Genomic DNA, 23,776 nt, shown 5'->3' on the forward strand with positions numbered 1-23,776 from the left:
CTTTATACGCCTCGTTTATTTCCCCATACTAACGCATGAAGCTGCGGCAATACTTTCGCATCATTCATTTTTTTACAATTAACAGCTTTTTCAATAAGCCACTCATACTTATCTAATAATTTTTTAATAAGCATTGCATCATCCACTGTTTTCGTATCATCGTTCCCTACTTGTAAGAAAAATGGTACAGATGGATAACGTTCGTGCATCTTAACTGCATATTCAAAGTCGCGATCATCGAATACTACTACTTTTAAACTAATATCTTTTCCTGCTAGTTTCTGAATTACAGCATCTAACTTTTGATAATCTGTTTTCATTCCCGAACTTGGTGGTTTTGGCGAAATGGTTATCTCATCAATTTGAAGTAACCAATCTTGCCATTTACTCCCTTGTGTTTCTATCGCCGTTCGCATCCCATTCTCTTTTAATATAGAAAGAAGCGACTCAATATTTTTCAATAAAACAGGATTCCCACCCGAAATCGTAACATGAGAGAAATTTTCTCCTCCAATTTCAACAAGCTCATTCCAAATGTCTTCCGCTGGCATTTGTCTAATTTGATCTTTTGCCGATCCATCCCATGTAAAAGCAGAATCACACCAAGAACAGCTATAGTCACAGCCAGCAGTTCGAATAAACATAGTCTTTTGCCCGACAACCATGCCTTCTCCTTGAATAGTCGGACCGAATATTTCTAAGACAGGGATTTTACTCATCGAGCATCCACTCCCGTCTTACTTCCGCATAACTAGTTGGCGTCTCAAATAGACGAACAAATTCAACACGAGCTCCTTTATATTCGTTCACACGATTATCTTTCGTTAATGCTTCTGCCATCTTTTCATAAATCCAAACGACCATATTCTCAGCAGTCGTATTCATCGCTGGTAATGTTTCGTTTAAATAACGATGATCTAAATATATTTCAATTTCGTTTTTCCAAATTTCTTTTATATCTCCAAAGTCAATTGCAAGGCCTATTTCATTTACATATCCACTAATCCCAAATACAACTTTATATGTGTGACCATGTAAGTTTTTACATTTTCCTTCATAACAGTGTAAATGGTGTGCTGCATCAAATGTAAATTCCTTGCTGACCATTACTCTTTTATTATGATATTTGAGTTGTTTACGTTGAATATCCTTGTCCATTTTTTGCAAATTTTCTACGATGCGAAATCCAAAGAAATTATCCATTAGTTGTTCGCTCCTTCGCGTTCTTGTAAGTACGTATCTAATCCTGCTTTACGAAGTTGACATGCTGGACATTCACCGCAACCATCACCAATGATTCCGTTATAACATGTTAATGTTTTTTCTCTAACAAACTCGAATGCGCCAAGTTCATCAGATAATTTCCACGTGTCTGCTTTATCAATCCACATAAGTGGTGTATGAATGACAAATGGATAATCCATAGATAAATTTAATGTAACGTTTAACGATTTCACAAACACGTCACGGCAATCTGGATAACCACTAAAATCAGTTTCACATACACCCGTTACAATATGACGTGCCTCAACTTGTTTTGCTAATACAGCAGCAAATGATAAGAATAGTAAATTTCGTCCATCTACAAATGTCGATGGCAATTCACCTTCTTCATGTGTAATCTCCATATCCGTTCTCGTTAACGCATTTGGAGCAAGTTGATTTAATAGACTCATATCTAGTACCGTATGTTTAATTCCTAGCTCTTTCGCAATTTCCACTGCACAATCAATTTCTAATTTATGACGTTGATTGTAATTAAATGTTACAGCTTCTACTTCTGCAAACTGCTCTATTGCCCAAAATAAACATGTTGTACTATCTTGTCCACCACTAAAAACAACAACTGCTTTTTCTTTTTTCATTTCACTCATTCTCCTTCTCTACTACGAATAAGAAGAAAGAACGTTCTTGAACTGTCACAATAAAAAAACAAAACAATACCTAAGGATATTGTTGTTTCCATAGTTTTTTATAGAGGGAGTTCGCGAACCTCTCCCATGCGGTGCATGGAATTTCTTCTTTCATTGACAAAACATATTGTAACATATTGTATACTACCAGAAAAAAATTCTGATTTTTCCGCTATTTTATATTCCATTTCTTTCATTTTATAGTATGATTAATTTACTATTCGGAGAGAGGAGGCATCCCACTGAAACACTTTATTATTTACCTCTTTTTAAATATTTTATCCATTCTCGTTACAATGCTTATTTATCACTTATTTTGGAATCAAAAAGGGAAACGGTCTCCTAAATTAAATTCAGCTATATTTATTGTACTGTGTTGCCTCGCTACAATACTATGTATCACTTTTGCAGCAAAAACAAATAATGGTTTTCAATTTGATATGCGTCATATCGTATTAATTGTCGGTACATTGACAGGAGGACCTATTGCTGGTGGTTCTATTTTAGCTGTATTAAACATATATCGCTTCTTATTAGGAGGAATAGGTGTTTTCCCATCCCTTATCGCTTCTATTGTTCTATTTATTGTTCTACTATTAACGTACAAATTTTTCAATCGAACTTCTAATCGTATAAAAATAGCACTTGCTATTATTTACAGTCTCACATATGGATTTAGCTGGATACCCTTCTTCCTTTCAGAAGTTACAAATAAGGTAGATTATATACCCCATATTATTGTGTATGAGTTATGTACGATGCTTGGTACGATCCTTATTTTATATTTACTACACATATTACAAACTCAGGTTCGTCTCCAAAATGAGCTTATGAACGCTGAGAAATTTCATTTAATTGGTGAAATGGCAGCTTCCATCTCGCACGAAATTCGCAATCCTTTAACTTCAACGAAAGGATTTTTACAACTATTGCAGTCTGATACATGTACCGAGCAAGAACGGAAATTATATATCGATATAGCCATTAATGGTATCGAGCAAGCAAATCATGTTCTCACAGACTATTTAACCTTTGCAAAACCGAGTATTGAAAAAGAACAAACACTACAACTCGAGGAAGAATTACTGCATGCACTATCTTTAATTACACCACTTGCCAATTTAACAAATGTCCGTACTCATTACATAAAGCAAAGTACTTCTTTCTTTATCGCTGGAGAGAAGCAAAAACTAAACCAATGCTTATTAAATATTTTAAAAAACTGCATTGAAGCTATGCCAAAAGGTGGCGATCTTTATTTCACATTAGTTCCTGATCATAAGCATATCCAGCTATATATAAAAGATACAGGAGTTGGCATGGATCAAGAACAGGTGAAGCGCCTCGGTTCTCCTTTCTATTCAACGAAAGAAAAAGGGACTGGTCTTGGAATGATGGTTGTATTCAGTGTTGTTCAAGCTATGAATGGAAAAATTGATATTATAAGTGAAAAAGGAATCGGTACAACCTTCTTATTAACCTTTCCACTCATACAAAAAACGTGATGAAATAATCATCACGTTTTTTCTGTTCCTTCAACTAATTCAGCAAAAGCTTTCACTTTTCCATGTGGTTTTTGATTCTCTTTACGTGCTTTCCAAGCACGCTCTTCTTCTCTCTTTTTCTTGGACATACTTTTCAACTCCTTCTTTTCTTTCTCCATGTAGTATTCCAAAGTAAGAAAGAAAACTATGCATGTATCAAAAAAGAAGTGGTTTCCCACTTCTTCCACTTTATCGCTGCAAAATTGCGTATTTCGCCTCTTTTAACTGTGTAAGATGTCTTTGTTCATGTAAATCAAGAAATTGAACCCACTGATACAAATTCAAATCATTAAAAACAGGATGCTTTAATCCATTTTCAACTAATTCTTTTTCATCTATGATACTATGAAGCGCATGTAATAGTTCTTGTCGTGAATGTTCTAGCAATTGAATTCCTTGCTGTTTTTTCATTAAAGTTTCTGTTGGTTGCATTTGCTGAGGAGCTTCTCTTTTATGTGTGCGATCAAGCGTAAGTTGGAGGTCTTTAAATGGAGTCGCATTTCTTTCATTTTTGTGTAGAGCATATACAAGGGCAGATGTGACAGATTGTTCAACTAAATGTAAGTGATGTAAAATTTGAATAATACTCCATTTATCACGGCGTGGCTTTACATTCACTTCTGTATCATTTAACATTTCAATTTCTGATAATAGCGTGCTTCGGGTAGACTGCAATGAGTTCACCAAACTTTCTAAACTCACATCCATATTAGATTGAAGCATACTTCTTTCCCCCCTTTTTGTTGGTGAAAAGAGGTGCTCCTTATTAGAAACACCTCTTTAGTATTCTGAATTTTCTTTTATTATCTCATCATTTTCCCATTATGTCGATGTTAAACATGTGAAAAAAAGCGCATGTTTTTTACAATTTTGTGTCGTCAATCGCATGTAACCATGCTTCAATTTCTGTAATGACACTTTTCACACAACCTTCAGCAAATGGTGATGTTAAATTTGCCACTTCTACTAATTCTAAGAATGATTTACTTCCACCTTGTTGGCAAAGGTTCACATAATCTTCCCATGCCTCCTGTCTATTATCTCTTGCACGCTTCCAAAATTGCAGTGCACAAATTTGAGCTAACGTGTAGTCAATATAGTAGAACGGCGAGCTATAAATATGTCCCTGACGTTGCCAGAAGCCACCGCGCTCTAAATAATCATTATCTTCATAATCACGATGCGGTAAATATTTCTTCTCTATGTTACGCCATGCTGTCTTACGCTCTGCTGGTGATGCTTCTGGATTTTCATATACATAATGTTGGTATTCGTCGACAGATACACCATATGGTAAAAATAGAAGTGCTGAACTTAAGTGTGAGAAATAATATTTATCTGCATCTTCTTCAAAGAATAGTTTCATCCATGGCCATGTAAAGAATTCCATACTCATAGAATGAATCTCACACGCTTCATATGTTGGCCAATTATATTCTGGAATTTCAAATTTACGACTTTCATATACTTGGAAAGCATGACCAGCTTCATGTGTTAATACATCAATGTCACCAGATGTTCCATTGAAGTTCGAGAAAATAAATGGCGCTTTATAATTTTCGATATATGTACAATATCCGCCACCAGCTTTTCCTTTTTTCGCAACTAAGTCTAATAAATCATTATCTAACATGAAATTGAAAAATTCATCTGTTTCAGCTGATAACTCTTTATACATCGTTTTCCCATGATTAATAATCCAATCTGCATCTCCTTTTGGAGTTGGATTACCTGTAGCAAATTCAAAGTTTTCATCGTAATATGCTAGCTTTTCTACACCGATACGTGCTTTTTGTCTCTTTCTTAATTCCGTTGTAACTGGAACGATATAATCAAGTACTTGCTGACGATAATTCGCAACCATCTCCGCATTGTAATCTGTACGATACATTCTTGCATATCCTAGTTCAACAAAGTTTTTGAAACCTAAAGATTTCGCAATTTTCGTTCTTACTTTAACAAGCTCATCATAAATACGATCTAGTTCTTCCTCATTTCCAGCTAAAAATCCGTAGTATGCTTCACTTGCTGATTTACGTTCACTTCTTTCTTTTCCTTGCATAAATGGAATCAGTTGCGATAATGTTCTTTCTTCTCCCGCAAAGTCAATTTTTGCAGATGCTAACAACTGTGTATATTGTGAAGACAATTTATTCTCTAATTGTAAATCTTTCACGATTTCATCTGAATATGTTTTTAAATCACATTCTGCTAGAGCGAATAATTGCTTTCCGTAATAGGCTTCTAATTCTTCACGAAATGGAGAACTAATTAACGCCTTATAATATTTTGTTCCATATCCTTGTACAACTGGAGAGTATTCATCAAAGAAATCTTGCTCCTCCTTATAAAAAGCATCTGTCGTATCAACAGAATGACGAATGTAACAAAGATTCCCCATTGTACCAAAATCATTGCGAATTTCATTAATTGAATTGATAACTTGTTTTTGTTCTTCTACAGTTTTTGTGTTATCAAATTTCTCTAAAGCAACAGTAAATTTCTCTTTTAATTCTTCAATATTTGGCCGTTTATATTCATAGTCTTTAAATGACATGAACGAGCCTCCTCTCCATTATGTATACCTTTACTATAATTCAATACTTCTTCCCAAATCCCCTCTTAGTTTTCAACAAAATTCGGCAGCTGCCATCTTACTTACTTATATGCAAAAAAGCCTTGGATTTTTTATCCAAAGCTCCTTTGGAACATAGTATCACTTTTCATACTTTCCAATTTTTTTCAACAAATCAAGTAATTCATCCTTTTCATCCTTCGTTAACATTTCAAAAGACTGATGTATAACTTGCTCATGCCCCGGAAAAATAGAAGCAATAAAACTCTCCCCAGACTCCGTTAATTGCGCATAAATAACACGTCTGTCATTCGGACATGGGATTCTCTTTACTAATCCCTTTTTTTCCAGCTTATCTACAACATATGTAATGCTGCCACTAGCTATTAAAATGCGCTCACCAATTTGCTGAAGTGGTTGACCACCTTTATGATATAGCAGTTCTAATACAGCAAATTCAGTTGGATTTAACCCGTTACTTTGTATAGATTTATTTGTAGTATCCATAACAGAACGGTGTACACGAGATAATGCAATAAATACTTTTAAAGATTGAGAAATATCTTCTCGTTCATTATTTGATGTCATACAACTTTCAACCCTTCACTTAAATTCTCAGCAATAAAAAGAAAATACAGCTTAATACTTCATGTGAGTTCCGAATGAGCATTCACTCATCCATTTCTTCTCCCCTAATATATTACGAATCATTCTTGAATAAAAACATGACAATTTTAACATAGTTTATATATAATGATAATAAAAAAAGAAGGAGTACCACATTTGAAAGTCAAATTCCAAAGCATAGTTTTATATATATTGCTTGTTATCCTACCAACGATAGTGATTGGTGCTACATTTTATTCCTATCATACGTATAAAATGAAGCAGGAAAACAAAACATCTGCTCATACGGTTCTCTTTTTATATAGAGACTATTTAGATCATCACCTTGGTGAAGCAATTTCTGCCTTAGAAATGCTTGCAAAAGTCGTAGGTACCGAGACTGGTAACATAAATGGGATTAAACAAATTGTGCATGATACAGATGGAAACGATGCGCGCTTTTCTGGTCTATATTACGTTACACCAGAAGGAATCATTACCATCGCATCAGAAAGCGAATCAAGACCTGTAGACGTCTCAGACCGCAAGTATATTCAAGACGCATTACAAACTAAGAAAACAACTGTATCATCCGTCATTACAGATCGCGTCCTTGGACATCAAGCTATTATAATCGCTTCCCCAATATTTAACAAACAGAAGGAACTCTCAGGCTTATTGTTAGCAAGTTTACGCTTTGACTACATTTCATCTTCTTTAAATGCTATTAAACCACAATACCATTTCGAAGTAACTGATAAACATGATGTAGTTTTTCTAACTGATGACAATAATGAAACAAGCGATGCGCATTCTAATATGCTCACTACCCCACTCCAAAGGTTAAATTGGAAGGTCTCTGTTTCTCCATTACCTATCCACAAGCAAACTTTATACCAATGGGTTGCAATAGAATGTATAGCTACTTTATTTTTAATGTCTATCTTATTTTTACTCGCTCAATATATGTTATTAAAACGGCAAACAAAACTGGAAAGACAACAAAATGAACTGCAAAAAATTGAATTGGTTGGAACTTTTGCAGCGAGTACAGCCCACGAAATCCGCAATCCTCTTACGGGAATTAAAGGACTCGTTGCGCTATTAAAAGAAAAATATAAAGATGAACAGGATCAGTTTTACTTTTCCATCATCGAACAAGAAATAGAGAGAATTAATGAAATTGTAAGTGAATTCCTTATTCTTGGAAAGCCAACTGCTATCATTGAACAAACATATGATGTGAGAACTATTCTAAATGAGGTAGCATTGATTATTCAATCTGAGGCGAATCTACATAACATTGTATTCCATCTACATTTGCCAGACCATCCTGTTCATATCCGTTGCTCAAAAGACCATATGAAACAAGTGGTTTTAAACATTACAAAAAATGCAATTGAAGCCATGACTTCTAGTGACACACTAACCATTGTCGTAACAGACAATGAAACACACGCACAATTGCAAATTATTGATACTGGAAAAGGTATTCCAAAACATATTCAAAAACACCTCTTTCATCCGTTCTTTACTAATAAAGATACTGGAACAGGTCTTGGACTTGTCATATGTAAACGAATTGTAGAGATGTACGATGGGCATATTTTTATTGACAGTAAAGAAAACGAAGGAACGACAGTTCATATCGAAATACCGTTACATAAAGTATAATTATCCTTATCACAAAAGGGTAATTATACTTATTTCATAAAACCCGCCACAAGCATTCGCCAAAAATTATTCGATTTTCCTTCATATCCGATTTGGAAAATAGGTACCTTTATAATGGAAAACCATTTTGGTGTTTGTTTTTCTTTATAGCGCTGGTATTGTAAAATAAGCTTGTCCAATTCTTGACTAACTTGAATTGTTTCCCTACTAGTTAACCCGCTTGTTAATCCTAGTTGAATCATTTCTTCACGCTTCATATGAATATCACGTGAAAGCTTTTCTAATGTGTACTTCCTTTTTACAGTAAACATCCATATCCCCCTTATTATTCTTCCATGCTCTCAACTTCACTATTGACCTTTTACCTGCTTAATCATATTCAAATTTGAAGAATCAGAAAATTAAACATTTTCTCCCTGTAATTTACAAATCTTTACCCTCACTTTGAGAATTATTACAAATTATTCTATCTTTGTAAATACATTCGCAATAATAGACATTTTTTTCATCTTCTTTTTTTACAAATACCAATTAAATAGCGGTTTCTCTATTTAACATATACTTTTCTTCGACATTTTTTGTTTAATTTATATAAAAACGCAAAACATAATGATGATTGATAAAGTGAAACTTTAATCAGTGAGGGGTGTTCATCCCCCACTGATTATTAGCACTCACCAATCGTGCGTTTACGAGCAGTGGATCTCCCCCTAACTTCTTTGCTCCAGCCGAATTTTGAGGTGGGAATCTTACTGCCCGCAAATAGCGGGATAAAATAGAAAGGAAATATTTATATGCGCAAATATACGATTGCATTGCTCATTTTTACTATGTTCTTACCATCCTTCTTGTTTCCGATTCAAGCCAATGCCCATACAAATAAAGTAGCTATTGTCATTGACGACTTCGGAAATAATATGAAGGGAAGTGATAAAATGTTATCACTTCCCATTCCACTGACTGTTGCTGTTATGCCTTTCCTTCCTTCTACAAAAGAAGATGCAATAGCAGCCCATAAAAAAGGCCATGAAGTTATTATACATATGCCAATGGAACCTATTAAAGGTAAAAAAGAATGGCTTGGACCAAAAGCACTTACAACTAATTTAAGCGATGAAGAAATAAACAACCGACTCGAACAAGCGATTAAAGAAGTACCGCATGCAATTGGAATGAACAATCATATGGGATCAAAAGTAACAGCTGACGAAAGAATTGTACGTCTTATACTTACAGCTTGTAAAAAACACGGTTTATTTTATTTAGATAGCAAAACAAACCCTAATAGTGTCGTCCCACAAATCGGAAAAGAATTAGGGGTGCCTATTATTGAAAACCAACTATTTTTTGATGATGTTTATACAGCAGGACATATTTCAAAACAAGCTCAATTACTTATCAAAAAAATTCAAGAAAAACCAATTATGGTAGCTATCGGACACGTTGGGCCTCCAGGTGAAATTACATCACGTGTTATAGAAACCTCTATTCCCAAAATTCGCGAGCATGCAGACTTTATTTTTTTGTCTGATTTAGCATTATCTCCACCTGCTGTTTCAAAATAAAGTGAAACTTTAATTAGTGGGGCATTCACCACTAATTATTAGCCCTCACCAATCGGGCGTTTACGGGCGGCGGTGCTCACAAAAATAGTGGGAGACAATTCATCACTTACACGAAAAAAAGGTACCACTCTACATATAGTAGATTGGTACCTTTCCTTTTCACTTAAATATAATCTACATGACTCATTCTGAATCCTTTTTTTTCTATTTTTTCGATTAATTTCTTTAATCTTTTTTCATCTAACTCATCTGATATATTTACGATAATACGGCGAATATATTGATCACCGTTATCTAGCGTAAACAACCCACCGATATTATATGCTTTTAACAATGTCCCAAGCTCTTTAATCGTTCCCTTACAATCTTGTGTTGCAATTGTTAATATATAACCACCCGTCCGCATACCGAATGAGTCTTCAATAACATCAAATACATTGGAATGTGTTAAGATACCAACAAATTCATTATAATCATTTAGCACCGCTAAAAATGGGAGACGACGAATCACATAAAACGCTCTGAAGAAAGAATCCTTTTCAAAAATAAATGCAGAGGAATTTTCTAACATATCTCCTGTACTTACATGCTCTAATCCGCTATTACACTTCTTTTCTAATAAATCTACTTTATAAATAATCCCCATGAATAGCTTCTCATCTTCTGCTAATACAGGGATTGCTCGAAATCCCGTTTCATTCATAATTTGTAATGCTTTTTCACCAGTATCATTTATCTTGCAATAAGTCACCTGCTGTTTTGGCAGAAAATGATATTTAACTCGCAAAATATGTTCCTCCTTACATGTCAACATGTAATCTATATATAATAAGGAGACCTATATTTTATGAGTAAAATTATTTTTAAAACGCTTTCATTTATTTATGGGATTGTAACAACATCGCAAACATTTTTATATAACAGAGCTCTTCGCACCTTTTATCATTAACAACTTTACATGATAGTTCATTAAATATTCTATACCCTCTAGCCATTTTTTCGCTTCTTCTGGCGTTTTCCCCCACACAATCATGCCGTAATTATGAACGAGAACTACTCCTCCACCTTCAATAAAATTCGGAACATTACTTTCTAACAAATCAGCAAATTTCTTTTCATCTTCTACAATTGGAATTCTCATTTCTGTTATACCTTCTTTTCCAAAAACACGTTCCACGCTACGTTTATCGAATGTTACTTCTCTTTCTTCTCCGTATAACTCTGATATTAAATGGCTATCTACAGTCTGTACTTGTAAAATACATTCCGCACTGCTTTTTTTATAAATATCCGCATGCATAAATGACTCTGCCGCTGGTTTTTCCTCGTTTTCAAACACTGGCTCACACATGCAATTGACAACAATAAAATCCTCTTCTGAAAACAATCCTTTATCTCTTCCCTCGACATTCACTAAAAATGTTAATGGCTCTTTTGACGTACATAACGATAAACTAATTTTTGTACCATAAAACCAATCACGAAGTGCCAATTCAGATTTCACATCTTTTAATTCATTCCATTTCTTCAGAAAAAATAACATTTCGTCACCCCCGTCGTAATATTTATATAATGTTCGAATCCTTTCTATGTAAAAGGAATATTTTTTGATTATTCTAAAAATTTAATTGAATTATCACATGAGAATGCTTTTTTGTCAATATGATTTCAACGCTCCTCGTAAAAATAGGCTACTCACATACCAATCCCGCCGTCCATGTCCTACTTCATTTTACAATAAAAAATACGTTATTCTTCTAATGAAAGAATAACGTATTTTTCTCATTTGCTTTAAGTTCGTAAAGAATGACGGATCTTTTATCTTCGCATTCGCAACTGTTAAAAATTTAAAATGCGGCATATATTTCAATGCACGATAATCAATAATCTCATTCGTATTTAAAAACAAGTCCTTTACTTGCAATAACTCTTCTTTCGTAATTGGTGTATTTAAATCTTTTCTATTACATACTTTTTTATTAACAAATTCTCTTAATTATTTATCTGTTATCATATTTTGGCTATCCACTTGATTCTTTGTTTCCGTATGGCATGAATTAGAGTTATCATCTGCTTTCTCTGTTTCTTTGTCGCCTAATGTTGCTACTACTAGCGCCTTAATATAATTTTTTCAAAATAAAATTCCCTTATATTGATAACTGCAATATTACATGTAAAATATGTTTCTAGCGATACACAATAAAAATCCCTTTATTCAAAGGGATTTTTTACCTATCGTATGAAGAATTTCACTTTTTTCTTTCTCATTAATAAAACCAATTTTTTGTAAAATATTTGCATACAATACAAGTTTATTATATATGCGTTCTGACATATTCTCCCTTCTTTCCTTCAGCCAACTTTTTTTATATTGGTAAATTATATGAAGGAAATGAGAAAATGTGTCCACTTTTTGCATGAATGCAAACCTTTTATTTCATTACTGCTTTCACTTTATTTAACACACTGTCCATTGAATATTATGCTTCTTAACTTCTTCTTCAAAACTATATGGCATTTTCTTATCACAAATAACATGTTGAATACGAGAAAATCCTGCTATTCTATAATTCCCTTTTACGCCTACTTTTGTATGGTCGCATAAAATATATGTTTTCTCAGCTAATTTCATCATCGCTTCCGACAGTTTTGCTTTTTCTAATTCAAAACTGGAAACGCCAAAACTAGGTAATAACCCATCAATCGAAACAAACGCTTTATGAAAATGAAATTGATGAATCACTTGCTGAGAAATAGATCCTGATACACGCGAATGCTTTGGGGATACTTTTCCACCAATAAATAAAACTTCACCGTGAAACATCTTTTTATTAATAGAAGAGATTAATTGTGTCGCTACTGGAAAAGAACTCGTAACAATCGTTAAATTTTTTCGATGAACAAGATATGGAACCATCTGAAGTGGTGTACTTCCGTCATCAATTGCAATAACATCACCATCTTCTACAAATGTTGCTGCTTTATAACCAATTCTTTTCTTCTCTTCTATATGTAGCATTTCTCTTTCTAACATCGGCGCCTCTATCCCGGCACCTGGAAGTTGAACAGCTCCACCATACACTTTCTTCAACTTTTTTTCACGATCTAACTCTTCTAAATATCGACGAATTGTTTCTGTTGATACAGCGAATTCTCTCGCTAATTCTGAAACCTTTACTTTTCCTTTAAACTCTACTTTTTCAAGAATAGTCCGCTTTCTTTCTTCTCCTACTACAGACATAGCTTCACCCCATTTGTATCTACCTCATAAAGTTCCTTGCTTATACAAAATTATAATTTTCTTTGTAAGTAGAAACCTCTTCATGAATATAAATGCCGCGCTTTTCTAGTTCATCAAAAACAAGTTGTGGATTTTCGAAAGCTTCTTCAGGCGTAACAACACCCATTTTATTTACATTCCCATTTGCAATTAACTCGGTAGCAATTCCAAATGGAATACCGACGTTTCTCGTATAAGCTCTTAAATTTTCCCATCCTACAATAGATCCATCAGATAACGGATGTGTATGATATAATACATGTCTCTGTTTCTCATTATTTTTCATACCTACTACTTCTACATGAAGTGCATAACCGTATACTTCCGTCTCTTGACCTTCTTTCGATTGTAATAAATACTGCGAAATACAATCCATAATGCCAATTTCTTTCCCGTTTATTTCAATTTGATCATTACGCAATATGCCGTAATCATATAAAGCACGTACGAGCTGCATATTTTTCTTTGGCCAAGTTCCTCTCGTCTCTATCAGTTTGACACCTTTATTTTCTAGTGCCTTTGCTAACGTAATCGTTTCAGAATGCGGAATGATATACTGCATTGTTTTACCATAAGGCGCTGGCAATTCAATTTCTCTTGGTCGCGCAAAAGGAGGTACTTGCTTAAACTTACCATCTTCATATACTGTACGCGATGGTAAATTTGGATCATATTCATATGTCGTTGTTTCTGTAATTGATGCAGAAAAAGCAATTGGACGATACGAACCGTGACTTACACGAACATACTCTACAGTATCTAGCTGATTTGCTGCATGCATGGCCATCATTTGCGTTACACCTGGTGTCATACCAAATCCGGGTAAACATGTTTTTTCATTTTGAACAAATATAGCATGTGATTCATTTTCTTCACCAAATCCATTCAAATTCACACCGTGACACCCAGCTTCCGCAATACAACGAGTAGACAATCCATTTAACTTTATCGTCGTACCATCCATTACAATGTCATAGCCTTTCATTTTTGCAACTGTATCCTCATGATTTGTCACATCGACTTTCACAAAATCAACACGAGGATCGTTGAGCCATTCTACTACTTTACGGCCTTCTTCTTCGTTAAAATCGGCTACTGTAATCGTCTCAAAAGATGAAAATTGAACTAAATCCAAAATCGCTTCACGACAAATTTTACCTGCTCCACCTAAGCAAAATACTTTCAACCTATAACAACTCCTTTGGCGATACTATCAACTAAACGATTTATATCTTCCTCATGTACATCACCGATATTTCCAATACGGAACGTATCTACTTTCGAAATTTTCCCTGGATAAATTACAAATCCATACTTCTTTAACTCGTTATATAACTCCTGAAATTCAAATCCCTCTGGGTAAATAAACGATGTAATAATAGGAGATTGATATTTTTCATCTACTAATGACTTAAATCCAATTTCTTTCATTCTGTTGACCAATAATTTTTGATTGTTATAATATCGATTGCAACGTGCTCTTACTCCGCCCTCTTTTTCTAGTTCAAGCAAGGCTTGATAAAAAGCGTGTACAACATGCGTAGGTGAAGTAAAACGCCATTTCCCATTTTGCTCTTCCATCGTTTCCCATTGATCATATAAATCAAGAGATAAAGAGCGTGCTTGCCCTTTACACTTTAGTAATTCCTCACGATTTGCGATAACAAAACCAAATCCAGGAACACCTTGAATACATTTATTCGCACTACTAATTAAAAAATCAATTTGCAAATCAGCAATGTCTATTTCAATCCCGCCGAAACTACTCATTGCATCAACAATTGTAACCTTCTCGTATCGCTTTCCTAATTTACATACATCTACAATTGGATTAATAATACCTGTAGTTGTTTCACAATGAACTACTGCAATATGAGTAATCTCTTTATCTTCTTGCAATAACTTTTCTACTTCTGCAATATTAGTAGGTTCCCACTCTTCTGTTTGACTCACGACCACATTTATATGTAACATCTCTGCCATTTGCACAATCCTCTTACCGTATGCACCATTTGTACAAACAAGAAGCTTTCCATTTTTAGGAACGACAGAACCAATCACTGCTTCAACTGAAAACGTACCGCTTCCTTGCATTAAAACCGTTGTATATTTCTCTTCTTCTTTCGTTGCTAACGATACAAGTTTAGCTCTTACATCTTGCACCATTGTGTTATATTCAACATCCCATGTACACCAATCGTATAGCATAACTTCTTTTACCGTTTTTGTTGTCGTCAATGGTCCTGGCGTTAATAATAAGTAGTGATTTCCATTCATGATCCTTTGCCCCTTTTATGAAATAATAAGTTCTTGTTTCTCGATATGTTCAATTACGTTCTCGAGTTCTTGCATCGTTTCAATCGTAAAATGAGCTCCGTTTTCAACGAAACGATTACGAACTACTTCCATCTTTTCATGAAGTTCTACCGGATCCATAGTTTCAACTTCCCACTCGCTTAAGCCGAGCTCGCTACTACCGAGAATTACGCCAACAGTCCACATCCCAGCATTTCTGCCCTCGTTCATATCTGACACCGTGTCTCCCACTTTTATCATATGATTCATCGGATACACACCAAGTTCCATCGCATTTTTATAGCACATCCACGGGTACGGACGACCTGCTGGAACATCATCTGGCGTCACAAGAAAATCAGGTTTATACCCTTGTAATTTTGCTTCTTTTGCAACAATATCCATCATTTCTCTCGTATAGCCAGTTGTTGAGCCAATTTTAATGCCTCTTTTACGTAATGAAGCCATCACTTCTCTTATCCCATCAATTGGCGTGGCATAGTTTGGCAGAATAGCAAAGAGAATTTCTTCAAATTCTTTATACATCTCATGAATGTCTGCTTCTGTTGGTAATTGTCCGAAAACACGCTTCCACTCATTCGCAATACGAGGCATTTCTGTTAGTGCTCTTACATGATCTATTTTTAATAATCCCATTGGCTTACGTGCTTCTTCTGCTGTAACTTCAACACCACGTTTATGAAAAATTTTCATGAATACTTCCAGTGGTGCAAAACATCCGTAATCAACTGTCGTACCTGCCCAATCAAAAATAACTGCTTCTATTTTCATTCTATCCATCACCCTTCTTATTTATCTCGCTGTTCGCCAGGCAGTAAGACTCCCCCTCGTAAAGAAGTTAGGCGGGAATCATGCTGCCTTAAAAGTCCGATTGGTTCAACTATTAATCAGCGGGGGATGCCCCCACTGATTAAAGTTTCACTTTATCTTTGTTGCCATTTTGACGTTCGGTTACGAAGTGCTTTCGTTCCCCATTCATATACAACTCTTACTACAATATTAGTAACAACAACAAGTACACTCATCGCAGCTGCTGGTGCCACATTTCCTGCATCATCCATATTTACAATTGACACAGCAGCTAGTTTAAAATCAGCTGCGTATAGGAATACAACTGCCGAGACAGTCACCATGGAATTTACGAAATAGTACATTACCATTTCTAAAATGGCTGGTAGACACATCGGTACCGTAACTCGAAAGAATGTTTTATAAAACGGGATCCCCATCGACTGTGAAACTAGTTCAAACTCTCGATCTAATTTCTTTAAAGCTGTCGTTGCCGTAACAAATGTTACAGAATAAAAATGAATGATATTAACTAGTACTAACACAGCAATTGTTCCGTATAGAGAATGAAACGGGTTCGTTACGGAAAGTCCAAATATTTGTATTGTTGGTTGACTAAAGAAGAAAACGTAGCCTAACCCAAGTACTAAACCTGGTATTGCTAAAGGTACGATAGAGAAAAAGTAACCTGTTTTTCGGAAAAATTGTAGCTGGTCTATTTTCTCAATTGCATACGCGAACACAAATGTTAAAATTGCCCCAATAACCGCTGTAACCGCTGAAACAATTACACTATTTTTAAACGCTTCAAGTCCATCTCCCGTTAAACTTGAAAAATTAAAATGCTCAAATGTAAAACTCATATTATACGGCCATACTTTTACACTTGCAGCAATACCAACTGCAACGAATAAAAGAATAATCATAAGCGTTATTACGCTACAATATACGAACGAAATAACATCTCTTTTCTTATTATTTATTATTCTGTAAGGTACTGCTTTTGAAGATAAAAAATTCGCCTGTTTTCTTTGCGTAATACGATCAACTGCAAAAGCAAAGATAGCTGGGATTAATAAAATCATTCCGACAGTTGCCCCCATTGGCATATTTTGCTGTCCAATTACTTGTTTATATACGTCAGTAGCAAGCACATTATATTGTCCTCCTACAATTTTTGGCGCCCCAAAATCAGTGAAACTAAGTGTAAATACAACGAACATTGCACTAATTAATCCGTACTTTACACTAGGTAAAGTAACAGTAAGAAACTGCTTTGTTTTACTCGCTCCTAACATATTAGAAGCTTCATATAAACGGTAGTCAGATCCTTGAAAAGCAATTAATAAAATAAGGAATGCTTGCGGAAATGTATACATAACTTCAGCCATTACAATTCCTACCGGTCCATATAAAGGGATTTGTATACCTTCAAATAAACCAAACATTCCTTTCGTTACTAGCCCTTGATTACCAAATAAATATGTAAGTGCTATACCGTGCATCATCGTTGGCGCGAATAATGGTAATAATGCTACGTACTGAAATATGCGCTTTCCAAAAACATTCGTACGAGCGATCGCATATGCGTAAATGAAAGCGAGTGTAACGGAAATAATTGTTGTCGCGCCCGAAATCCATATCGTATTTTGTAATGATTGAACTAAAGTTGATGTTGTGAAATATTTACTGAAATTCGCAACACCAACGAAAGCTCCATCTTTATCGTAAAAGGCTTGTGTAAACAATTGTAATAAAGGCAATACAAGTATGATAAGAAATGAAAGAAGCATACCGATAATTACTAGTCTCTGTATCCACTCTTCTTTACCGATACGTCTCTTAATCTTTTTTTTCGTATTTTCTACCTGATAATTTTCTAACATCTCCATCTATACAATGACCTTCTTTCCATATGACAACATATGATTTTCTGAGAAAGAGATTTGAATTTGCTTTCCTTTCCTAATAGAAGTTGCTTCTACTTCTGATGCCAATATATCCACTACGATTTTCTCGTTATAAAGGTGTGTTTTCTCTTCTATGACCCGCACTTCCGTCCGGTATACAGCCCCCCGGAATTCCATGCTTTCTACAACAGTTTTCATACCATTATTGTGCACAACTGTTACATGTTCAGGACGAATTGCGTGTTCTTCATTATTTTTCGAAAAGAAATTAATAGAACCAATAAAATCTGCCACAAACGGATTGGCTGGTCTTTGGTAAATCTCCTCTGGTGTTCCAATCTGCATAATTTCCGCATGATTCATTACAACAATTTTATCAGCCATCGTTAATGCCTCTTCTTGATCATGCGTTACCATAATAGTTGTTACTCCGACTTTTTCTTGCAAATCACGCATTTCTCTACGCAACTTTTCACGCACTTTTGCATCTAAAGCAGATAACGGCTCATCTAGTAACAAAATATCGGGAGACAGAGCGAGCGCACGTGCAAGTGCTACTCGCTGCTGTTGTCCACCAGATATTTGAGCAGGATATTTATCTTTTACATTCAGTAAGTCAACAAGTTCTAACGCCAATAGCGCTTTCTCTTTTACTTCTGCTTTTTCATATTTTTTTGTCTTTAAGCCGTATTCAATGTTTTCAAGCGCCGTTAAATTCGGAAATAATGCATACGATTGAAAAACCATTCCGAAGTTCCGCTTACCAGGCGGCAATGCTGTAATATCTTTTCCATTCACAGCTATACTACCTGTTGTCGCTTCTTCTAACCCTGCTAAAATGCGAAGCAACGTCGTTTTCCCACAACCACTCGGGCCTAATAAACAAACAAACTCATTTTTTTCACTGTAAAAGAAATATCTTTTAACGCTGTAAATGTATCAAACTGTTTTTGAATGTGTTGAATTGATAAATATTCGCTCATTTTTCTCTCTCCCACTCACTTACTTTTTCGGTTCTGCTTTTTGACCAAACTCTTTTTCCCAACGCTCTAAAATTTTGTCGCGATTTTCTGCTGCCCATTTAAAGTCATTCTTTTTGTATAACTTTTCTGTCACATCTTTCGGGAATCCATCTGGAAGTTTATAGTTATTTTTAATTGTCGCAAATCCATTTTTCTCGAAGTATAACTTCATTACATCATCTGTAATTGCCCAGTCTAAAAACGCTTGTGCTAATTTATCATTTTTCGCATTATCTTTCTTAATAAGTGCATTCGCTTCTACTTCCCAGCCTAGTCCTTCTTTCGGCAGTACAACTTCAACTGGTGCACCTTTTTGTTTCTCTTTTAAAGCGCTATAAACCATTGACACACCAACTGGATATTCACCTGCACCTGCTAATTTCGCTGGTTTTGAACCGGAATGCGTATAAGATGCCATATTATCATGAAGTTTTTTCATGTAATCCCAGCCCTTATCTTCACCCATAATTTGCAACCATGCAGAAACTGTTAAAAATCCTGTTCCAGAAGAAGCTGGATGTGGCATAACAAGTGTTCCTTTATATTCTGGTTTCGTTAAATCTTCATATGATTCTGGCATCGGTAAATTTTTCTTCTTTAATTCTTCTTTATTTACAGCAATCCCCGTCATAAACGCAGTATTACCTACCCATTTTTCAGGTTTCTTATCATCTTTAAATTGCGGAAGGACACGATCCGCTCCTTTTGGAGAGTATTCTTTTAACATATCTTTTTTCTCTAAAGCTAATAGACTAGACGCCGCAGTTCCCCACACAACATCTGCTTGTGTATTTTTTCCTTCAGCTAGCAATTTCGCTGTAATAACTCCTGTTGAATCACGAACAATGTTCAACTTCACATCCGGGTATTTCTTTTTGAAAGAATCAAGATAAATCGGTACAAGCTCTTCTTCAATCGCTGTATAAACAGTTAACGATCCAGATAATTTATCATCTTTCACTTTTGCTCCAGCACTTTCTTCTTTCTTTGCACCACACCCCATTAATAACGAAAATACCATTCCAGTTGCTACAGCTTTAAAGATTGTTTTTTTCACTGTCTCTCTCTCCTTTTACAAATCTTATGTACAACTCAAATATAAACAATTAGTGTAAAAGCAGTATTAAACCAACATTAATCTTTTGTTTGTTGTTTGTTTTTGTGTAATACGTTGCTACTTCTATGTTTTTTCACATTTTTCTGCTAATAGAAAATATTAAATTTACAAATAATTAAAAAAACCTTTATAATCCCACAAAAAAACGAGGCGTTTGTAAAAAACGCCTCATTTTTGTTTACCTTTTTTTGAATTTCGATTTGCATACTTTGCACTGTTTTCTCCTTCATACTCTAATGCAAATTCTGCATCTGGTAAGCTTTCTTTCGGAGTTTTATTATTGTTAATTGCTGCATTTTGTTTCACTTTTCTTTTTACCAATACGTTCACCTGCTCTCAAGAAATTACTTTCTACTCTAGTTTGGAGCAATCTGAAATAACTATTACTGGCAAGTGTTAACAAGTACATAAGAGCTTATAGATGGAAATACTACATACGAACAAACCTTTACAAAAAGGAGCGATTACTTTGAAAGAGAAAGAAACAATCCAATCGCCAATTTTAGACGAGACGCTCCCTCATCAAATGAACTTCCCTTCTTTTAAAGGAACAGGAAAAAAGATGCAACAACCTTTTGTAAATCAATATGATGTTGTAATTGGAGACAGTAAATACAATTCCGAGAACAGCCCCTTAAACAATTGGAGTGATGAGGTAGACCCTGCCATTATGGCTGGGGATGAATGGATCCATCCTACAAATGATATCGGGTGGATTGCAGAAGAAAATCAAGAATTACTTAAAAAAGAAGTTGATAATAAAAACGACGCTTTTATGCATCCCCAATTCGGAATTAACGATTAAAAAAACCATTCTACCTAACGCAGGTAGAATGGTTTCATACTATCCAATAATAATTCTTTCTTTCGGATATTTATAGCGAGGTGGTTGTTCTCTTCCACCACTAGCTAATATAAATGTTAAAATACCGACGCGTCCGATAAACATAAGTACAATAAGTACAAGTTTACCCACAGTTGTTAAATCTGGCGTAATACCTGTCGATAAACCTGTCGTCCCGAAAGCAGAACAAACTTCAACGATCAAGCTCATAAGCGGTACATTTTCCGTAATGGATAAAATAAATAGTGCCGTGGCACATAATAATATCCCCATCGTCATAACGACAGATGCTTTTAATACATCCTCTTCATGTAGCTGTCGTTTAAAGACTCGAACCGTTCTACCGCCCCTTGCAAATGTATATAACGATAATATACTAACCGCAAATGTTGTCGTACGTATCCCGCCCCCAACCGAACTTGGAGATGCTCCAATAAACATTAATATACTCATAAATAAAAGCGTTGGTTGTGACAATTCACGTATATCCATTGTAGCGAGTCCACCGCTTCGCGTCGTCACAGATTGGAATAACGTATAGAAAACCGTTTCATGCCATGACTTTCCTACTAAAAAATGATTTCGTTCTAGTAAAAAAATCATGATGGTTCCAACAACAACAAGTGCAAAAAATGTTGTTGTCGTCAATTTTGTAAATAACGAAAAACGAAAAAGTTGTTCTCTCTTCTTACTAAGAAATTGCTTCACTTCCATTAACACAGGGAAGCCAATCGCCCCTAAAATAATGAGTAACATATGAATCATTTGAACGATATAATCTTTTTTGTACGGGATTAGCGATTGTCCTGTTAAATCGAATCCACCGTTCGTCGTTGCACTAACAGCGGCAAAGAAACCGTGAAAATAAGCTTCTTGCCAAGTCGGAAAGTACAGTAAAAATCTTGTACCTAACAGGATTGCTCCAATGATTTCTATCGAAATAATTACAATTAAAATAGAACGCATTAATTCTACAAGACCCGATAAATTTCCTTGATTATGGTCTGCCATAATTAATCTTCTTCGCTGCAAACCAATCTTTTTACCCGTTATAATCCAAACGAATGTGCCAAGTGCCATGATGCCTAATCCGCCTAATTGTAAAATTAGAGCTAATACAATAATTCCTGCTGTTGTAAACGTATCTGAAATCGTAACAACTGAAAGTCCTGTAACACTTACCGCACTAACAGATGTAAATAGGGCATCGATAAATGTCCATTTCACACCATCCTTCGTAACAAATGGTAAACTAAGTAATATTACCGATACGACTACTGCTAATAAATAAAACAAAACAATAAGTTGTACGGGGCGTAATTTTTGTAAAAACTTTTTTATATCTCTCATTCCATCACTTCGCTACCTTTTTTCTATCGATTAAATAAAGAAAAATCATCACTTTCTTTATTTGTAAATAACTGCTGAAATAGTTTTGCAAATACCATTCCGTATACAGTTCCATTTCCCCCATATGGCAGTGCGTAATATAAATTATGTATCTTTTTATCTTCTTTTAAAATAGGGAGACCATCATGACTACCACCAAATGCTGCTGCCCAATAATACTCTGCCTGTATATTATTAAACTGCGGGAACATTTCTTTTACAATATTAATAAGGATATCACGCTTATGCAATAATTTCGTATCGCCGATATTTTGAATTTTCAACGCCTCATCTAATCCGCCTACAATAATGCGGTTTTGATACGTTCGAAAATATAGGTAAGGCCGTGCCGTTTCCCAAATTAATGATTTCTCATGCCAACCTTCGAACTGATCTATCTTATTTGTAACAACTGCATAAGACGTTTCTACTGTTGTATTTTTTTCTTTCTTTCCAAAAAGCGCTTCATAACCTGTCGCCATAATAATATTCTTTGCTGCTATTTTATTTCCTGTTTTTGTGTAACAAATTAAATCATTTTGAATTTGTTTAATATGTATTGCCTCTGTATGTTCATATATAGTAGCACCCATTTGCTTTGCTTTATGCAAAAGACTATGTGCTAACAAATATGGATTCACGTCTGCGTCACCGCTTGTATATAATGCTGCTTGTTTTGCAAATGAATAACGTTTCTTAATATCAGACTCTGTAAAATATTCAACTGGAAATTCATAATAGCGTAACGTATTATATTCTTCTTGTAAAAATGAAATATCCTCATCTCTACTCGCATAATACAAACTATTTCGCGGAATAAAATGGGGATCAATATCGAGAGTCGGTACAACCTTCTCCATTGTTCTAAGGGCTTCATAACAAAGCCTATATGCCCGTACCCCTTTTACTTTCCCAAATGTATGAATAAGAGAGGTTAACGATTTATCATGAAGAAATTGTAATAAACCTGTATTGGCAGCTGTGCTACCACATGCAATTGCTCTTTTTTCAATGAGCGTAACACGCATTCCTATCTTCGCTAATGAATACGCTATATGAGCACCCGCTTCGCCACTTCCGACTACGAGCACATCACATATCATATCATTTTCTAACGTTGGATAACAAGGTACAGAAACTCCTCTATTCCAAAACAACTTACCAGTCATAAGCTTCATAATTATACTCCTAAAATGTAAATTTCTCCTTTCTATGTTTTGTTATTTTCCATA

23 protein-coding genes, 2 pseudogenes and 1 riboswitch are annotated in these 23,776 nt (G+C 35.0%); of the genes and pseudogenes, 4 read left to right on the forward strand and 21 right to left on the reverse strand.

What is annotated here, in order from left to right; all coding sequences use genetic code 11:
* Positions 1 to 2: 2 nt before the first annotated feature.
* From queE to queC, 3 genes are read right to left on the reverse strand one after another with little or no spacing between them, the layout of a single operon-like run.
* Entirely contained in the window at positions 3 to 719 is a 717-nt protein-coding gene (gene queE / locus G9F74_RS04155) for a 7-carboxy-7-deazaguanine synthase QueE (protein WP_000036310.1), read from the reverse strand.
* Positions 712 to 1,203, reverse strand: coding sequence for a 6-carboxytetrahydropterin synthase QueD (gene queD / locus G9F74_RS04160; protein ID WP_000368413.1), 492 nt, complete (start codon positions 1,201 to 1,203; stop codon positions 712 to 714). Before queD ends, queE begins: the two co-directional genes overlap by 8 nt.
* Positions 1,203 to 1,865 carry a 7-cyano-7-deazaguanine synthase QueC gene (queC, locus tag G9F74_RS04165; protein WP_000711602.1) on the reverse strand — a complete coding sequence of 221 codons (663 nt, stop codon included), beginning with the start codon at positions 1,863 to 1,865 and terminating at the stop codon, positions 1,203 to 1,205. Before queC ends, queD begins: the two co-directional genes overlap by 1 nt.
* 93 nt (positions 1,866 to 1,958) lie before the next feature.
* Positions 1,959 to 2,002: riboswitch (PreQ1 riboswitch) on the reverse strand.
* A 207-nt stretch (positions 2,003 to 2,209) separates the two neighbouring features.
* Here queC and kinB point away from each other — a divergent pair.
* The gene (gene kinB / locus G9F74_RS04170) at positions 2,210 to 3,418 is read left to right on the forward strand and encodes a sporulation sensor histidine kinase KinB (RefSeq protein WP_002038243.1); all 1,209 of its coding nucleotides are present in this window, start codon (positions 2,210 to 2,212) and stop codon (positions 3,416 to 3,418) included.
* Positions 3,419 to 3,429: 11 nt separating this feature from the next.
* Here kinB and G9F74_RS29885 read toward each other — a convergent pair whose 3' ends face one another.
* The 4 genes from G9F74_RS29885 to G9F74_RS04185 form a co-directional block, all read right to left on the reverse strand.
* Positions 3,430 to 3,546: a DUF6254 family protein gene (locus G9F74_RS29885; protein ID WP_000038354.1), complete on the reverse strand. Its 117-nt coding sequence runs from the start codon at positions 3,544 to 3,546 to the stop codon at positions 3,430 to 3,432.
* Positions 3,547 to 3,646: 100 nt separating this feature from the next.
* A complete protein-coding gene (locus G9F74_RS04175) occupies positions 3,647 to 4,180 on the reverse strand; it encodes a DinB family protein (RefSeq protein WP_000941967.1) in 534 nt (177 codons plus the stop codon).
* Positions 4,181 to 4,319: 139 nt separating this feature from the next.
* On the reverse strand, positions 4,320 to 6,014 hold the full coding sequence (locus tag G9F74_RS04180) for a M3 family oligoendopeptidase (RefSeq protein WP_000008590.1): 1,695 nt from the start codon (positions 6,012 to 6,014) through the stop codon (positions 4,320 to 4,322).
* Between the two features lie 159 nt (positions 6,015 to 6,173).
* Entirely contained in the window at positions 6,174 to 6,620 is a 447-nt protein-coding gene (locus tag G9F74_RS04185) for a MarR family winged helix-turn-helix transcriptional regulator (RefSeq protein ID WP_000203343.1), read from the reverse strand.
* Positions 6,621 to 6,815: 195 nt separating this feature from the next.
* On the opposite strand from G9F74_RS04185, the gene G9F74_RS04190 reads away from it, so the two are divergent.
* Positions 6,816 to 8,312: a DUF3149 domain-containing protein gene (locus G9F74_RS04190; protein WP_000865076.1), complete on the forward strand. Its 1,497-nt coding sequence runs from the start codon at positions 6,816 to 6,818 to the stop codon at positions 8,310 to 8,312.
* Positions 8,313 to 8,341: 29 nt separating this feature from the next.
* On the opposite strand, the gene G9F74_RS04195 is transcribed toward G9F74_RS04190, so the two are convergent.
* Positions 8,342 to 8,623, reverse strand: coding sequence for an aspartyl-phosphate phosphatase Spo0E family protein (locus G9F74_RS04195; RefSeq protein ID WP_000495542.1), 282 nt, complete (start codon positions 8,621 to 8,623; stop codon positions 8,342 to 8,344).
* A gap of 483 nt (positions 8,624 to 9,106) precedes the next feature.
* On the opposite strand from G9F74_RS04195, the gene G9F74_RS04200 reads away from it, so the two are divergent.
* Positions 9,107 to 9,877, forward strand: a complete 771-nt coding sequence (locus G9F74_RS04200; RefSeq protein ID WP_016108057.1) for a divergent polysaccharide deacetylase family protein — start codon at positions 9,107 to 9,109, stop codon at positions 9,875 to 9,877.
* A 163-nt stretch (positions 9,878 to 10,040) separates the two neighbouring features.
* Here the strand turns inward: G9F74_RS04200 and cbpA are convergent, their stop codons facing one another.
* The 11 genes and pseudogenes from cbpA to G9F74_RS04255 form a co-directional block, all read right to left on the reverse strand.
* Positions 10,041 to 10,664: a cyclic di-AMP binding protein CbpA gene (gene cbpA, locus G9F74_RS04205; RefSeq protein WP_016108056.1), complete on the reverse strand. Its 624-nt coding sequence runs from the start codon at positions 10,662 to 10,664 to the stop codon at positions 10,041 to 10,043.
* Between the two features lie 126 nt (positions 10,665 to 10,790).
* Positions 10,791 to 11,420 carry a class II aldolase/adducin family protein gene (locus G9F74_RS04210; protein WP_016108055.1) on the reverse strand — a complete coding sequence of 210 codons (630 nt, stop codon included), beginning with the start codon at positions 11,418 to 11,420 and terminating at the stop codon, positions 10,791 to 10,793.
* Between the two features lie 231 nt (positions 11,421 to 11,651).
* A pseudogene (locus G9F74_RS29965) lies at positions 11,652 to 11,978 on the reverse strand (NEAT domain-containing leucine-rich repeat protein); the annotation flags it as partial.
* A 357-nt stretch (positions 11,979 to 12,335) separates the two neighbouring features.
* On the reverse strand, positions 12,336 to 13,118 hold the full coding sequence (locus G9F74_RS04220) for a DeoR/GlpR family DNA-binding transcription regulator (protein WP_000117656.1): 783 nt from the start codon (positions 13,116 to 13,118) through the stop codon (positions 12,336 to 12,338).
* 40 nt (positions 13,119 to 13,158) lie between these two features.
* On the reverse strand, positions 13,159 to 14,343 hold the full coding sequence (locus tag G9F74_RS04225; RefSeq protein ID WP_000862167.1) for a saccharopine dehydrogenase family protein: 1,185 nt from the start codon (positions 14,341 to 14,343) through the stop codon (positions 13,159 to 13,161).
* Positions 14,340 to 15,434, reverse strand: coding sequence for a 2-aminoethylphosphonate--pyruvate transaminase (phnW, locus tag G9F74_RS04230; RefSeq protein ID WP_001014015.1), 1,095 nt, complete (start codon positions 15,432 to 15,434; stop codon positions 14,340 to 14,342). The genes G9F74_RS04225 and phnW overlap by 4 nt, the downstream gene beginning before the upstream one ends.
* Positions 15,435 to 15,449: 15 nt before the next feature.
* Positions 15,450 to 16,244 carry a phosphonoacetaldehyde hydrolase gene (gene phnX, locus G9F74_RS04235; RefSeq protein ID WP_000687390.1) on the reverse strand — a complete coding sequence of 265 codons (795 nt, stop codon included), beginning with the start codon at positions 16,242 to 16,244 and terminating at the stop codon, positions 15,450 to 15,452.
* A 152-nt stretch (positions 16,245 to 16,396) separates the two neighbouring features.
* Positions 16,397 to 18,154: a putative 2-aminoethylphosphonate ABC transporter permease subunit gene (locus G9F74_RS04240; protein ID WP_000425539.1), complete on the reverse strand. Its 1,758-nt coding sequence runs from the start codon at positions 18,152 to 18,154 to the stop codon at positions 16,397 to 16,399.
* Positions 18,155 to 19,155, reverse strand: a pseudogene (locus G9F74_RS04245) (putative 2-aminoethylphosphonate ABC transporter ATP-binding protein). It lies immediately after the preceding gene.
* A gap of 19 nt (positions 19,156 to 19,174) precedes the next feature.
* Positions 19,175 to 20,251: a putative 2-aminoethylphosphonate ABC transporter substrate-binding protein gene (locus tag G9F74_RS04250; protein WP_000750904.1), complete on the reverse strand. Its 1,077-nt coding sequence runs from the start codon at positions 20,249 to 20,251 to the stop codon at positions 19,175 to 19,177.
* A 228-nt stretch (positions 20,252 to 20,479) separates the two neighbouring features.
* Positions 20,480 to 20,632 carry a hypothetical protein gene (locus G9F74_RS04255; RefSeq protein ID WP_000240799.1) on the reverse strand — a complete coding sequence of 51 codons (153 nt, stop codon included), beginning with the start codon at positions 20,630 to 20,632 and terminating at the stop codon, positions 20,480 to 20,482.
* A gap of 100 nt (positions 20,633 to 20,732) precedes the next feature.
* Between G9F74_RS04255 and G9F74_RS04260 the strand changes: the two genes are divergently transcribed.
* A complete protein-coding gene (locus G9F74_RS04260) occupies positions 20,733 to 21,116 on the forward strand; it encodes a DUF3905 domain-containing protein (protein ID WP_000404293.1) in 384 nt (127 codons plus the stop codon).
* 39 nt (positions 21,117 to 21,155) lie between these two features.
* On the opposite strand, the gene G9F74_RS04265 is transcribed toward G9F74_RS04260, so the two are convergent.
* Together G9F74_RS04265 and G9F74_RS04270 are read right to left on the reverse strand one after the other, a co-directional pair.
* Positions 21,156 to 22,505 carry a TrkH family potassium uptake protein gene (locus G9F74_RS04265; RefSeq protein ID WP_001204701.1) on the reverse strand — a complete coding sequence of 450 codons (1,350 nt, stop codon included), beginning with the start codon at positions 22,503 to 22,505 and terminating at the stop codon, positions 21,156 to 21,158.
* Between the two features lie 23 nt (positions 22,506 to 22,528).
* The gene (locus G9F74_RS04270; RefSeq protein WP_016108052.1) at positions 22,529 to 23,722 is read right to left on the reverse strand and encodes an NAD(P)/FAD-dependent oxidoreductase; all 1,194 of its coding nucleotides are present in this window, start codon (positions 23,720 to 23,722) and stop codon (positions 22,529 to 22,531) included.
* Positions 23,723 to 23,776 lie beyond the last annotated feature (54 nt).

This window comes from Bacillus sp. EKM202B (assembly GCF_011066025.1).
Taxonomy (GTDB): Bacteria; Bacillota; Bacilli; order Bacillales; family Bacillaceae_G; genus Bacillus_A; species Bacillus_A toyonensis.